15 protein-coding genes are annotated in these 12,329 nt (G+C 72.1%); 6 read left to right on the top strand and 9 right to left on the bottom strand.

Going from position 1 to position 12,329, the window contains the following annotated elements; translation table 11 throughout:
- Positions 1 to 350: 350 nt before the first annotated feature.
- The 4 genes from ABZY44_RS03000 to ABZY44_RS02985 are packed head-to-tail and all read right to left on the bottom strand — an operon-like array spanning position 351 to position 2,999.
- The gene (locus tag ABZY44_RS03000) at positions 351 to 830 is read right to left on the bottom strand and encodes a response regulator transcription factor (RefSeq protein ID WP_356649798.1); all 480 of its coding nucleotides are present in this window, start codon (positions 828 to 830) and stop codon (positions 351 to 353) included.
- On the bottom strand, positions 827 to 1,975 hold the full coding sequence (locus ABZY44_RS02995) for a PAS domain-containing sensor histidine kinase (protein ID WP_356649797.1): 1,149 nt from the start codon (positions 1,973 to 1,975) through the stop codon (positions 827 to 829). The genes ABZY44_RS03000 and ABZY44_RS02995 overlap by 4 nt, the downstream gene beginning before the upstream one ends.
- The gene (locus ABZY44_RS02990) at positions 1,972 to 2,655 is read right to left on the bottom strand and encodes a response regulator transcription factor (RefSeq protein ID WP_356649796.1); all 684 of its coding nucleotides are present in this window, start codon (positions 2,653 to 2,655) and stop codon (positions 1,972 to 1,974) included. The genes ABZY44_RS02995 and ABZY44_RS02990 overlap by 4 nt, the downstream gene beginning before the upstream one ends.
- Positions 2,655 to 2,999: an STAS domain-containing protein gene (locus tag ABZY44_RS02985; RefSeq protein WP_356649795.1), complete on the bottom strand. Its 345-nt coding sequence runs from the start codon at positions 2,997 to 2,999 to the stop codon at positions 2,655 to 2,657. The genes ABZY44_RS02990 and ABZY44_RS02985 overlap by 1 nt, the downstream gene beginning before the upstream one ends.
- A gap of 289 nt (positions 3,000 to 3,288) precedes the next feature.
- Here ABZY44_RS02985 and ABZY44_RS02980 point away from each other — a divergent pair, with 289 nt between their 5' ends.
- Both ABZY44_RS02980 and ABZY44_RS02975 read left to right on the top strand, forming a co-directional pair.
- A complete protein-coding gene (locus tag ABZY44_RS02980) occupies positions 3,289 to 3,696 on the top strand; it encodes an ATP-binding protein (protein ID WP_356649794.1) in 408 nt (135 codons plus the stop codon).
- Between the two features lie 124 nt (positions 3,697 to 3,820).
- Complete coding sequence (locus ABZY44_RS02975; RefSeq protein WP_356649793.1) at positions 3,821 to 5,323, top strand: SulP family inorganic anion transporter; 1,503 nt, start codon at positions 3,821 to 3,823, stop codon at positions 5,321 to 5,323.
- Between the two features lie 122 nt (positions 5,324 to 5,445).
- On the opposite strand, the gene ABZY44_RS02970 is transcribed toward ABZY44_RS02975, so the two are convergent.
- From ABZY44_RS02970 to ABZY44_RS02960, 3 genes are all read right to left on the bottom strand, one after another.
- Complete coding sequence (locus ABZY44_RS02970) at positions 5,446 to 6,009, bottom strand: dihydrofolate reductase family protein (protein WP_356649792.1); 564 nt, start codon at positions 6,007 to 6,009, stop codon at positions 5,446 to 5,448.
- 140 nt (positions 6,010 to 6,149) lie between these two features.
- Positions 6,150 to 6,563: a rodlin gene (locus ABZY44_RS02965; protein WP_356649791.1), complete on the bottom strand. Its 414-nt coding sequence runs from the start codon at positions 6,561 to 6,563 to the stop codon at positions 6,150 to 6,152.
- Positions 6,564 to 6,786: 223 nt separating this feature from the next.
- A complete protein-coding gene (locus ABZY44_RS02960) occupies positions 6,787 to 7,119 on the bottom strand; it encodes a hypothetical protein (protein WP_356649790.1) in 333 nt (110 codons plus the stop codon).
- A 449-nt stretch (positions 7,120 to 7,568) separates the two neighbouring features.
- Between ABZY44_RS02960 and ABZY44_RS02955 the strand changes: the two genes are divergently transcribed.
- The 3 genes from ABZY44_RS02955 (at position 7,569) to ABZY44_RS02945 (ending at position 9,822) form a co-directional block, all read left to right on the top strand.
- Positions 7,569 to 8,075: a SigE family RNA polymerase sigma factor gene (locus ABZY44_RS02955; protein WP_356649789.1), complete on the top strand. Its 507-nt coding sequence runs from the start codon at positions 7,569 to 7,571 to the stop codon at positions 8,073 to 8,075.
- 67 nt (positions 8,076 to 8,142) lie between these two features.
- The gene (locus ABZY44_RS02950; protein WP_356649788.1) at positions 8,143 to 8,946 is read left to right on the top strand and encodes a hypothetical protein; all 804 of its coding nucleotides are present in this window, start codon (positions 8,143 to 8,145) and stop codon (positions 8,944 to 8,946) included.
- Positions 8,947 to 9,420: 474 nt separating this feature from the next.
- On the top strand, positions 9,421 to 9,822 hold the full coding sequence (locus tag ABZY44_RS02945; protein WP_356649787.1) for an ATP-binding protein: 402 nt from the start codon (positions 9,421 to 9,423) through the stop codon (positions 9,820 to 9,822).
- A gap of 212 nt (positions 9,823 to 10,034) precedes the next feature.
- Here ABZY44_RS02945 and ABZY44_RS02940 read toward each other — a convergent pair whose 3' ends face one another.
- Positions 10,035 to 10,265 carry a hypothetical protein gene (locus tag ABZY44_RS02940; protein ID WP_356649786.1) on the bottom strand — a complete coding sequence of 77 codons (231 nt, stop codon included), beginning with the start codon at positions 10,263 to 10,265 and terminating at the stop codon, positions 10,035 to 10,037.
- A gap of 341 nt (positions 10,266 to 10,606) precedes the next feature.
- On the opposite strand from ABZY44_RS02940, the gene ABZY44_RS02935 reads away from it, so the two are divergent.
- On the top strand, positions 10,607 to 11,551 hold the full coding sequence (locus tag ABZY44_RS02935; protein WP_356649785.1) for a hypothetical protein: 945 nt from the start codon (positions 10,607 to 10,609) through the stop codon (positions 11,549 to 11,551).
- Positions 11,552 to 11,594: 43 nt separating this feature from the next.
- Here ABZY44_RS02935 and ABZY44_RS02930 read toward each other — a convergent pair whose 3' ends face one another.
- A complete protein-coding gene (locus tag ABZY44_RS02930) occupies positions 11,595 to 12,296 on the bottom strand; it encodes a 2-phosphosulfolactate phosphatase (RefSeq protein WP_356649784.1) in 702 nt (233 codons plus the stop codon).
- Positions 12,297 to 12,329 lie beyond the last annotated feature (33 nt).

The raw sequence follows: 12,329 nt of genomic DNA, 5'->3' as shown, positions 1-12,329 counted from the left end.
CCGTCAGCACGGTTGGGGAAGGTGAAACGAGGGTCACGGATTCCGTTTCCGGCGGAGTGAGGCAAATCAACGCCAAACAGGTACAAACAGAGAAATGTGGCTGCCCTGGCGATCTCTTCGAGCCCGCCACGGACGCGCCCGTGACGTGAGGCATCTCACGATTTCCGGAGGGAACCGGGCGGTGGGAGAGGGCTTCGGACGGCAGGCGGCCTCCGGCGCGTACCGGGCGTCGGCGAGGCGGTGGCCGCCGGGGCCCGCCCGCCGTCGAGGTGATCGTCGCCGGAGCCCGCCGACCCCGAGCCGGTCCTGAAGCGACTTCCTTCAGAGCTCCGCCGGGCGCGTCCTCCGGTTCAGGTCTGACTGCGCGGCGGTGGGAGCGCGCCGCGCCGCTCGTGTCCCGCGTCGCCGCCCTCCTCGCCGGCGCAGGACGTGGACCTGACGGCCTCGGTCCCCAAGGCCCTGATCCGGGAGAGCAGTTGGGCGTTGGTGATGCCCTTGACGAGGTAGTCCGCGACGCCGGCCGCGGCCATCTCGGCACGCGGGCCCTGGTCACCGTAGGCGGAGAACACCAGGATGCGGACGCCGGGGACGGTACGGATGATCTCCTGGGCGGCGTAGGGGCCGCCGCCGGGGAAGCGCACGTCGAGCACGACGACGTGCGGCCGCCCGGCGGCGGCGAGCCGGATCGCCTCGGCGGCGTCGGCCGCGCTGCCCGCCAGGCTGAGGTCGGGCTGGGCCCCGACGACCGCCGCCAGCGCCGAGCGCACCATGTCGTTGTCGTCGCAGATCAGCACCCGCAGGGGGGCCGCCGGCGGGACGGGCCGGGTCACGAAGGCTCCGGGGCGGCAGGGCGGGAGTCGAAGCTCCGGAGGGCCACGCCGGGCAGCACTTCGTCCGGCGGGCCGGTCGGCAGATCGGGGACCCAGAACTCCACGGTGGTGCCGGCGCCGGGCTCGCTGCGCAGTGTCCACCAGCCGTCGGCCGTCTCGGCCCGCTCGCGCATCTCCATCAGCCCGAAGTGCTCGTGCGAGCTGCGGGGGCCCTCGAGAACCCCGGTGCCGTCGTCGGTCACCCGGACCTGCAGGCCCCCGTTCGCGGCGGCGACGCTGACCCGTACGCTGCGCGCCCGGGCGTGCTTGCGCACGTTCAGCAACGCCTCCTGCACGATGCGGAAGATGGTGATCGCCGTCTCGGGGGCCGGCTCCCGCGCCAGATCGTGCTCCAGGTGCGGCTCGAGACCCCAGCTCCCGGCCACCACCTCGTTGAGGTGCTGGGACAGCGACTCGACCAGCCCGTGCCGGTCGATGCCGGGCGGCTGGAGCCGGAAGGTGAGGTTGCGCAGGCGGCCCACGGCCTCGCGCACCGACACGTCGAGCTGGGCGAGTTCACGCGCATGGGGCTCGTCGGCCCGCTCCGCCAGGAGTTGCAGCCGCATGCCGACGGCGACCATGGCCTGGATGGAGTCGTCGTGCACGTCCCAGGCGATGCGGCGGCGTTCCAGTTCCTGCGCCTGCACCAGGTGGGTGAACAGGCGGCGGCGTTCGGTGAGGGCCTGCTCGGCGGCACGGCGCTCGGTCATGTCGCGGGTCACCTTGCCGAAACCGCGCAGTTCGCCGTTCTCGTCGAAGAGGGGGGTGATCACCACGTTGGCCCAGAAACGGGAGCCGTCCTTGCGGATGCGCCAGCCCTCGTCCTCCAGCCGGCCGTCGGCGACGGCCGATTCCAGCTCGAGGTGCGGTTTGCGGGCAACGATGTCCTCGGGCGGGTAGAAGACCGAGAAGTGCTTGCCGATGATGTCCGCGGCGCTGTAGCCCTTGATCCGCTCGGCGCCGGCGTTCCAGCTGGATACGTGGCCTCCGGGGTCGAGCATGAAGATGCCGTAGTCGATGACGCTCGTGACCAGCAGCGTGAACGCCGTCTCGGTCGGCGCGAGGGCGCCCCTCTGTCCGTGTCCGGTGGGACCGTCCTTGCTCACGGGAGGAGGCCCTCGCGCCGGGCCACTGCGACCGCCTCCAGTTGGGAACGGGCGCCGAGCTTCTCCAGGACGCGCTGGACGTGGTTCCTGGCGGTGTTGAGGGCGACGCCGAGCCGTTGACCGATCTCGGCGGTGCCCAGGCCTTCCCCGAGCAGGCCGAGGGCCTCGCGCTCGCGCGGGGTGAGGGTGCCGCCCAGGCCGTCGGCACGGCCCGCCAGCCGGTCCAGCGCTCCGCTGAGCAGGCCGCTGCTGAAGGCCACTTCACCCGTCGCCACCAGGCGTACGGCATCTTGGAGTTCGCGCAGGTTGCCGACCTTGAGGATGAGTCCCGAGCCGCCGGCCTCGGCCACGCGGGCGGCCACCGACGGGTTCCCCTCGCCGGTCAGTACCAGGACCCGGGTTCCGGGGGCGACGGTCCTGAGCGCGGCGATGGCGGCGATCCCGTCACCGTCGGGCAGCCGCCGGTCCAGCACGACGACGTCGGGGCGCAGCCGGGCGGTATCGGCCAGGGCGTCCCGTACGGAGGGGCTGCGGCCGACCACCTCCAGGTCGTCGGTGCGGTCCAGGGCGATCCGGAGGGCCTCGGCCACCATGTCGTGATCCTCGACGAGCAGGATGGTGATGCGCCCGCCGACGGTGCGCGGCACCGTTTCCGGTGCGGTCGGCGGTGTCGAAGGCATCAGACGGTCCTCGGTGGTAGACGCGGCACGCAGCCGGCGACCAGGTCGTCGACGCCTGTGAGCGCGAACAGCCGGGCCACTTGTGCGCGGGCGCCCTCCACGCACAGTTCGGTGCCGATCCTATCCGCCGCGGCCTTGGCCTCGAGCAGCACGCCGAGTCCGGCGCAGTCGCAAAAGCGCAGGTCCCGCAGGTCGATCACGATGCGGCGGGACCGTCGCGCCCAGCAGTCGGAGACGGCGGCACGTAGCTGCGCGGCGCTGTCGAGGTCCAGCACTCCGATGAGCCGCAGCGCGGTCACGTCGCTGCCGAGCGCGGTGCTGACCTGGAACAACGAGCTCTTCACGTTGGGTCTTCCCTCATGTGACAACCCCCAGCCTGGGTAACGAGCACCAGGACAGCGTAGTGAATCTGCACTAGAAGAGCACCCATACCGTCGGACGGATCACCGCAAGGAGAGGCGGACCGCCGCAAAACCGCACCCCGTCCGAGGAGACAGACCCGTGAAGGTTCGGAGCGGACTGGGTACTCTGCGTCAAGGGGAAGAAGCCAGGGAGCAGGCCCCGGCAGCGCTACGGGTCACAGGCAGCGGTGGACGCCCGGGCGGTGGGACACGCAGCGGAAAGGGAGTGGGGATGGAACTCCCGCCGGCCACTGCTCACGACGCCCGTCCCGGCGAGGTCCGCCTGGACTTCGACGGCGCCCCAGGCTGCATCGCCGCGGCACGGGAAGCCGCCCTCACCTTCCTCCGCCACCAGGCCCCGGTCGGCCACCGGACCTTCCACGACGACGTCGTGCTGGTCGTCTCCGAGCTCGTGACCAACGCCGTCCGCCACGCTCCCGGGCCCCTCGTCCTGGAACTCGGGCTGGTTCCCGGCGGGATCGGGATCGCCGTGCGCGACACCGGCGCCGGCCTCCCGCACTCCCGGACTCCCGATCTGACCGGCGGGCGCGGGTGGCGCATCGTCCAGAGCCTCGCCCGTCGGGTGTCCGTCGTCCCCCTCCGCGACGGCAAGACCGTCCGGGTGGAACTGGCCTGGTAGAGGGACACTGCCGCGCGGGGTTCGGCGGGCGGGCCGCGCGCGGCCGCACGGTACCTTGGAGGGTCGCTCCCACCCTCCGTACGCCCGCCCGCCGGCGGTGTGCCCGCCCGAAGGTCTGCTCTCCTTGCCTCACTCCGCTGTCTCCGTACCCGCGCGGCTGCGCGGCCTGCGGCCGTCCGTCCTGACGCCGAAGGTCCTGCGCACCGAGGTGCTGGGCGGCCTGGTGGTCGCGCTGGCGCTGATCCCGGAGGCGATCTCCTTCTCGATCATCGCCGGGGTCGATCCGGCGATCGGCCTGTTCGCTTCCTTCACGATGGCCGTGACCATCGCCTTCGTCGGCGGGCGGCCCGCGATGATCTCCGCCGCGACCGGGGCGGTGGCGCTGGTCATCGCCCCGCTGAACCGCGAGCACGGGTTCGGGTACCTGGTGGCGGCGGTCATCCTCGCCGGAGCCTTCCAGATCGTGCTCGGCGCGCTGGGCGTGGGCAAGCTGCTGCGGTTCGTTCCGCGCTCGGTGATGGTCGGCTTCGTCAACGCGCTCGCCATCCTGGTGTTCATGGCGCAGGTACCGGAGCTGCGCAACGTGCCGTGGGCCGTGTATCCGCTGCTCGCGGCCGGTCTGGCCCTCATGGTGCTGTTCCCGAGGATCACCACCGCGGTCCCGGCCCCGCTGGTCTCGATCGTCATCCTCACGGTGGTCACCGTCGCCGCGGGCATCGCGGTGCCGACGGTCGGCGACAAGGGTGCGCTGCCCTCGTCGCTGCCCGTGCCCGGACTGCCCGACGTACCGTTCACGCTCGACACGCTGGCCACCATCGCCCCGTACGCCTTCGCCATGGCCCTCGTCGGACTGATGGAGTCCCTGATGACGGCGAAGCTGGTCGACGAGATCACCGGTACCCGTTCGTCGAAGACCCGCGAGTCCGTGGGGCAGGGCATCGCGAACATCGTCACCGGCTTCTTCGGCGGCATGGGCGGTTGCGCGATGATCGGCCAGACGATGATCAACGTGAAGGTCTCCGGCGCCCGGACCCGGCTCTCCACCTTCCTCGCGGGCGTGTTCCTCATGGTGCTGTGCATCGTCTTCGGGCCGGTCGTGTCCGACATCCCGATGGCCGCCCTGGTCGCCGTCATGATCATGGTCTGCTTCGCGACCTTCGACTGGCACTCCGTCGCGCCGCGGACCCTGAAGCGGATGCCCGCGGGCGAGATCACCGTCACGGTCGTCACCGTCGCCTGTGTGGTGGCCACCCACAACCTCGCCGTGGGCGTCGTCGCCGGGTCCGTCACCGCCATGGTGATCTTCGCCAAGCGCGTCGCCCGGCTCGCCGACATCACGGCCGTCACCGACCCCGACGGCGGCCAGGTCGTCTACGCCGTCAGCGGCCAGCTGTTCTTCGCCTCCTCCAACGAGCTCGTCGGCCGTTTCGACTACGCCGACGACCCCGACAGGGTCGTCATCGACCTCTCCGCCGCACACCTCTGGGACGCCTCGTCGGTGGCGGTGCTCGACGCGATCGCACACCGGTACGCCCAGCGCGGCAAGACCGTGGAGATCACCGGCCTGAACGGCCCCAGCGCCCACCTGCACAAGACCCTCAGCGGCGAACTGACGGCCGCGGGCTGACCGGCACCGCATCGCGTGCGCTGTCCTCGGGGCTGCCGCTCGGCGAGTCGGCGGACGTCCGACGCGGTCGCCGGGATGCGTCGCAATGAGCCGGGACGCGCCGGGATGCGCCGCGACGAGGCTCAGGGGCGGGCGTAGCGCAGCTGCACGACACCGTTGCCGAAGGCGTGCGTGCCCTCCAGGCGCAGCGGGACCGCTCCGCCGTCCAGCTCCGGGAACAGCGGTGTACCGCGGCCGATCCGTACCGGGTGTACGTAGATCCGGTACGCGTCCACCAGGTCGTGGGCCAGGAACGCGGCGGCCAGCCGGGCTCCGCCGAGCCCGAGGTCACCCCCCGGGGCGGCCTTGAGGGCGGCCACTTCCTCCGGGACGACGTCCCGCACGATCGTGGCGTTGTCGCCGGCCCGCTGGAGGGTGCGCGAGTACACGTACTTGGGGGTGTCGCGCCAGATGCCCGCGAAGTCGGCCATCGGCCCGGCGTTCTGCGGGTCGGCGTCGGCCGTGGGCCAGAACTCTTCCATCAGCTCGTACGTGACGCGGCCTTCGAGGAAGCCGCCCATCGCGCGGGCCTCGTCGTTGATGTGCCGGTGCACTTCGTCGTCGACGAGGTGCCAGTCGATCTGCCGGTCGGGGCCTTCCATGTAGCCGTCGAGGGACATGGACATCATCAGGATGATCTTCCGCATGGCCGCCCAGACTACGGCCGCCCGCCGCGGCGGGAGCGGCGCGGCACGCGGAGGGGTTCGACGTGCTCCGGCCGCGGACGCTCGTGCGGGCGTCCGCGGCCGGGGCCGGGCCCCGAAGGGCCCGGGATGGAGGGGTTGCGTCAGCTTCCGGCGGACAGGTTGCCGGACAGGACCGGGATGTTGTCCAGGATGTGCGAGAGCGGCTCGTCGCCCTTGGCCTGGGTGGAGTTCTCGGTGCACTGCTGGTTCTGCGGGTTGGACAGGACGTTGACGTCCTGGACACCGACGTTGGCGAGGACGGCCACCAGGGACTGGGCGTTGACCTTGACCGGCAGGGCGATGCAGGGCTTGTTGAGCGTGCCCTGGACCGCGCTGAGCTGCGGGCTCATGGCGCCGGCCGTCTTCTGGTTGCCGTAGATCTGCTGGGCCCCGTTGCCGTTGACGGTGTTGACCCCGTTGTCGTTGCCGATGGCCATGGCCGGGGCGGCCACGGCGGCACCCGCGCCGAGGGCGGCGGCGGTGGCGGCAGCGGTGACCATCATCTTCTTCAGCATGCTCAGGCAATCCTTCACTGGAAATGGGGACCTTGCCCCGGGAGGAACTCGCTCTGGGAACGAGTGCGAAGCGCAGACGTGGCGGCACGTCACCCGTTCGCGTGGCGGTGGCCGGAGCCACGACGGGCCGTCCCTTCGCGTCGCCCACCGCTGCCGGTCGACTCCTCGCGGGCGCGAGAAGGGCGCCCGTCTCCCCCGACCGGAAGTGCCTCGCGAGCACCGCTCAGATCGTGGAGCAGGCCCCACCGATGAACTGGTGCCCGGTGTCGACTCCTTGCTTCTCCAGCTCCCTGAACGGACTCACGAAGAAGTACACGGGTTCCTCGCAGCGGTAGGTGCCGGAGGCCGTCGTGACCAGGTTGTCCGCCGCGCCGCCGCCTCCGTCGCGGTCGCAGTCGTAGGCAACGACCATGTCCGGCCCGTCGGTCACCGTGCTGCCACAGGTCACCGCGGCGCCGTCGGCGGCGGAACCGGCAACGCCGAGGCCCACGAGGGACGCCGCGCCCAGCGCGACCGCCGTGGCGCCGAAGCCGGCTCGGGCAAAGGAGAGGCGCATCGATCTGACTTCCTTCGGCAAGGGGGGTGACGCCGGACGGAGGGACCTCGGGGACACGGAGCTGGAGGTGCGCACCTGCCGACCGGCCGGCCGGCCGATACCGGGCGCACCGCCAGTATGCGAGCCGGATTGCCGCACGGCCCTGCCGCGCAGCCGTGCGCTGGGCCATTTGGGTCAGTTGGGTCAGTTGGGTCAGTTGGGTCAGTTGGGTCAGTTGGGCGCACGGTCCCCGGCCCCGTCGGCGACGAGGGCCCCGCTCGGCAAGCCTCGTACGGATGCGGGGGCGGCCCGCGCCGCCCGCGGCCGGTTCGCCGCGATCGACGTCCGGCCCGCGCCCCCGGAACGCGCTCGCCGAAAAGGATCTCCCGCCCGCGCGACATCCTGAGCTCTCACGTAGTCATCAGGGGTATGCACGGGGACCACAGGACAAGAGAACAGGCGGGGGCCGAGTGAAATCAGCACAGGAGGACGCGTACCTGGAGTTCGTGGCCGGGAGGGCGAAGGCGCTGTACCGCTCGGCGTACGTCCTCGCTGCCGGTGACTCGCACCTGGCCGAGGACCTGGTCCAGGAAACCCTCAGCCGGGTGTACGTGCACTGGAGCCGGGTGGCCGGTGCGCAGAGTCCGGCGGCCTACGCCCAGACGGTTCTGGTCCGCACCTTCCTCAGCCTGCGGCGTCGCCGAAGCACCGGCGAGCGCCCGGTCGGGAACATGCCCGACAGTGCGGCCTGCGGCCCGGACGCCGCGCTGCGGGTGACCCTGCTGGGCGCGCTCGGCCAACTGCCGCCCCGCGACCGGGCGGTGCTGCTGTTGCGCTACTGGGAGGACCGCAGCATCGAGGAGACCGCCCAGATGCTCAGGCTGAGCAGCAGCGCGGTCCGCTCCCAGGGCACCCGAGCACTCAGCAGGCTTCGCGCCCTGCTCGGCGACAGCTTGGCCGACCTGGTTCCGCACTGAGCACCGGCGCACGTAGGCCGAAACCGCCGCACCGCCCCCATCAGCGAACAGAAAAGGTGACGCCAGCATGCCGTTCGAAACAGACCTCGCTCATGCGCTGGACCGCACGACCGACTCCCTCGACCCCGACCTCACCGCTCTCCTGAGCGGAGCCGTCCGGCGCGGGCGGAGCCGACGCCGTCGGCGCAGCGCCGCCGTCGTCGCCGCGGTCGGCGGCTGCGCCGTGATCGCGGCGGCCGCTCTGGTGGTTCCCGGCGCGCTCGCCGCAATCTGCTCCGCGGGCTCCGACATCGAGCCCGTGGCGCTGGCGATGCCCCGCTCCGCGATCACCGGCACCCAGATGATCCAGGCGCTGGAGATGACGCTCCCCGGGGGCCGGTTCAGCGAGGTGACCGGGCAGAGCAACGATCCCTCGGATCCGTCCGGCGGTTACGTCGCCAACGGGGAGCTGGTCGTCGACGACGGGCACGGCGCCGCCTTCGTCGGCGTGTCGGCCATGCGGCTGAAGCTGCCGCTCAGGGACGGCGACGGGCTGAGCTGCGAGCAGACGCCCGCGCGTGCCGCGGGGGACACCTGCACGCTGAGCGAGCTGCCGAGCAGTGCCGCGATTCCCGGCGGGGCCGTGGTGATGTCCGAGCAGAACGCGGCCGAGCACCCCGCTCGCGCGGACACCGCCCGGCGCTGGACGGTGACGGTGACCCTGAAGGCGACCGGCGCGCAGCTTCAGATGGTGCAGTGGAACAGCACCGGCGGCGGCAGCGGCTCCGACACGCCGAAGCCGACCCGTACCGCTCCCCCGCTCTCCGAGCAGCAGGCCGTGGCCGCGCTCACGGGTGCCACCTGGGCGCCGATCCTCGGCGCTGTGGCCTGATCCCTCGCGACACCGCCCGCCCGCGGCCGGACTCCTCCGGACGAGTGACTGGCCTCACGAGACCCTGCCGTGCTCGCGCCGGTCAGCCGCGGCGGAACAGGTCCACGTCCGCTGACCGGTGCCTGCCGCGTGGCGCGGTACCCACTCCCCCGGGAACTTCGCGGCCCTCCTGGAGCCACAGCCGTTCGACCGCGTCGTAGATCGGCGAATCCGAAGCCCACTCGTCGCCTGCCCGTGGGTCTGCGAAGCCCCTCTGCGCCGGAACGATTCTCTGGTCCATGACCAGCCCAACGACCCGGCACGGGGCGGCGTAGCGGGCCGTGATCAACCCGTCACCGTCGGGCATCCCCTCTGTCCAGGCGGCAGGACGGCCGCCCCACCGCTGCGCAGCGGCAGCTGCGGTAGGGGCAACGTCGGATATCGGCACGCAGGAGGGGTAGGGGCCAAGGAGGCCCCCAGCCGGAGGGAGGACCAGTGGCCCCACCCGTCCCCGTCCTTGACCAGTCCGTGCCGCGCACTGGTCAGCCCACCGCAATCGCACGTGACGCCACCCGGCGTTTCCTCCGCCGCGCCGCACGGACGAGAGCCCCCACCGACCCCGAGAACACCGACGCCGTGCTCCTGATCGTCGCCGAACTCATCAGCAACGCGATCCGCCACACCGATGGCCCCTGCACCCTCCATCTGGAGCTTCACGAGGATCACATCGAGATCCGCGTCACCGACTCGAGCCCCGATCCGCCCCAGCCCCGCCCGCCCCACACCGACGGGACCGGCGGCTGGGGATGGCAGTTGATCAACCACCTCACCACCCATACCCACACCCAGCCCGCCCCCAACGGCGGCAAGACCATCTACGCCGACACCCCCTGGTAGCCGCCGCTCCCCTCGTAGTCGCCGGTGCCCGAGCATGCGGGTGCGGCGGCAGCCCCTCGGCCTCACCGCCGACGAGGCTGGGGCCGCACGAGGCATACCCCTGCCAGGCAGCCCGCCGGATCGCCCCGCGCGGGATGGGCGCTGCGCCCGGACGTGACAGAGCCCGGCCGGGTGACTACGGGCCCGGCCGGGCTCTGCGTGTGGGGGTGCGCCTAGAAGTCGTCGTCCCGGACGGGGCGGACGTCGCGGACCGCTCGGGCGTCGTGTGCCCCGCCGAGCAGGTCTTCCTCGCGGCGCCGCTCCGTCTGCTGCGGGCGCTGGCCGCCGCGGGAGGGAGTGCCGGGCTCGGGGGTGACCGGGCCCGGCTGGCCCGGCCGCTGCGGGCGCTGCTGCTCTTCGCGACCCTTGCCCGGTTCCTGGCGCTTGTTCTGCGTACCGCCCATGACGGCGACTCCTTGATTCGTGAGATTGAAGTGGTGCTCCTGCTCCATCAACCTGACACAGGTCGTGACGCTTCGCATCATTTCGACTACAGCGTGGAGTGGCAGCGGTCGCGGAGCGGCAGCGGTCGCATCCGGCGGGCCGGCGGCTCACCCGCCGCTTCGCCTCGTACCGGAGTCCCACCAGGCGCTCACCCGGCAGGGGGAGGCGGATCGTGCTGCCGGGCGACGCCGTCCGGCACCGTCGGTGGGACGTTCGGAGCATGACCGGTGACCCACGAATGACGAACCCGTCGCTGCGCACGCGCCGGCGGCGATGCCCGCGTTGGACGAACTGGGCAACGATGTCATGGGCGGTGGCCTACGCCGGCTTCGGTCTGGCGTGCATGCTGAGCGGGACCCCCGTGTTCCGCCACGGCGACGCCCCGGGGCCCGTCGCGCTGGGGTGGGTGGTCGTGGCGGTGGGGACGCTGGCGGCGCTGTGCTGTGGGGCGGTGGCGCGCCGCGGCCCGCGGCCCGCACTGCGGACGATGCTCTGGGTGCTCTGCGGCTTGGCCGCACTCGCCGCGTTCAGCCTGCTGATGGACGTCATCACCCTGATGTTCGGGCAGACGGTGGACAGTTGGCCGGCTGCGGCCCACCACGTACTGGCGGCCGTCGGAGTCCTCCTGCTCGCGGCGACCGCCCGCTCCGGATCCGGCACGACAACCATCGCGAGCCCGGCAAAGCCGTCCCCCGCGGCTCCGTGGGCCGTCCAGCTCGCCGCGGGCGCCGGCACCGCCGCGTTCCTCCCGTACGTGGTCATGAAGCTGGTCTGGGCATCCGGCGGCCACTTCGCCGGGATCTCCGGAGGGGAGATGCGCGCGATCTCCGAGCGCAACGGTGCTTCGGGGATCTGGCTCACCCTGGAGTCGTGGGGTCTGGACGGCACGGCGCTGCTGGCCGCTCTCGGCGTCTTCCTGCTCTGGGGGCTGGTTCGTCCGTGGGGTCTGGTCTTCCCGCGCTGGACGCCGTTCCTTCGCGGCCGTCGCGTCCCGCGCTGGCTTCCGTTGGCCCCGGCCCTGACGGGCGCCGCCACCCTCGCGCCGTACGGGGTGTTCGGCCTCGGCTACTCGGCCCTGGCCACGGCGGGCGTGGTGACGATGCGCCGCGGCGACTTCCACTCCCCTGCCGACGCGCTCCTGGTCGCCTGGATCGGTACGGCCGCATTCGCCGTGTACGGGCTCGCGCTGACCGCGGCCGCACGCTCGTACTGGCTTCGGAGCGGGCCGGCTTCGTCGAAGCAGTAGCCACGACCGCCGAGGCGGATGCCGACCGCACCGGGCAGACCGATCAGACCGGATCCCCGTCGCTCGGCGAAGGCACCGCGCGCGGACGCAGGACCATGAGCGAGCCTTCCGAGGTCGCCACCATGGCGAAGGGGAACCGGTCGATCTCGAGGCAGAGCGCGACGTCGTCAGGGTGGACTCCCTGACGCACCCCCTCCGTCAGTTCGGCGGCGGCGCGCGACCCGGCGGCGCGGCGGAGGAACTCGGCGGAGTCCGTCGCCGCGCCGGTGGCCCTCCGAGCGATGTAATGGGCACACGCCAGATCCTCCTCGGCCTGCCCGTCCTCACCGGTGACCACGAACGTGACGCCGTCGCTCCCGCAGGTTCCGAGGAGCCGGGCCGTCGCCTCCGCCACCACGAAGCCGGCGCACAGCACCAGCGGTGCCTCCTTGACCGCGAGGGCGCCGACCGTCCCGGCCGTGGTCTTCTGCACGACGGTCCGTCCGCCCAGGTCCAGGGACCGCAGCAGGCCGGGCGAGTTGACGGTGTCGAACCCGGGTGCGGGGGGACCGTCCTTGAGCGCCACCCAGTCCGGGTGGCGCGCCTTGAGCGCCAGGGCCTCGGCCGGCGACTCGGCGAGAACGATCTTTTCCGCCCCCTGGGCAAAGGCCCAGGCAGCCACGGTGAAAGCACGCATGACGTCGACCACGACCGCCACGGAGGGGACTTCGGCCAGTTCGGTGATGCCGAGGAATCGGGCGTCCATACCGGTCATGATCGCGCATGCCGGGACGGGGAT

The organism is Streptomyces sp. NPDC006544 (assembly GCF_040611715.1).
Classification (GTDB): Bacteria; Actinomycetota; Actinomycetes; order Streptomycetales; family Streptomycetaceae; genus Streptomyces.
The sequence above is the reverse complement of the archived record's forward strand: the minus strand, read 5'-3'. Positions and strand labels throughout refer to the sequence as shown.

What these genes read in the sequence shown, in the direction of transcription:
- ABZY44_RS02960 (WP_356649790.1), bottom strand. Translation starts at nt 7,119, where the DNA reads ATGCGCCTCTCCTTTGCCCGAGCCGGCTTCGGCGCCACGGCGGTCGCG.
- ABZY44_RS02950 (WP_356649788.1), top strand. Translation starts at nt 8,143, where the DNA reads ATGCCGTTCGAAACAGACCTCGCTCATGCGCTGGACCGCACGACCGAC.
- ABZY44_RS02930 (WP_356649784.1), bottom strand. Translation starts at nt 12,296, where the DNA reads ATGGACGCCCGATTCCTCGGCATCACCGAACTGGCCGAAGTCCCCTCC.
- ABZY44_RS02980 (WP_356649794.1), top strand. Translation starts at nt 3,289, where the DNA reads ATGGAACTCCCGCCGGCCACTGCTCACGACGCCCGTCCCGGCGAGGTC.
- ABZY44_RS02970 (WP_356649792.1), bottom strand. Translation starts at nt 6,009, where the DNA reads ATGCGGAAGATCATCCTGATGATGTCCATGTCCCTCGACGGCTACATG.
- ABZY44_RS02940 (WP_356649786.1), bottom strand. Translation starts at nt 10,265, where the DNA reads ATGGGCGGTACGCAGAACAAGCGCCAGGAACCGGGCAAGGGTCGCGAA.
- ABZY44_RS02990 (WP_356649796.1), bottom strand. Translation starts at nt 2,655, where the DNA reads ATGCCTTCGACACCGCCGACCGCACCGGAAACGGTGCCGCGCACCGTC.
- ABZY44_RS02935 (WP_356649785.1), top strand. Translation starts at nt 10,607, where the DNA reads ATGTCATGGGCGGTGGCCTACGCCGGCTTCGGTCTGGCGTGCATGCTG.
- ABZY44_RS02965 (WP_356649791.1), bottom strand. Translation starts at nt 6,563, where the DNA reads ATGCTGAAGAAGATGATGGTCACCGCTGCCGCCACCGCCGCCGCCCTC.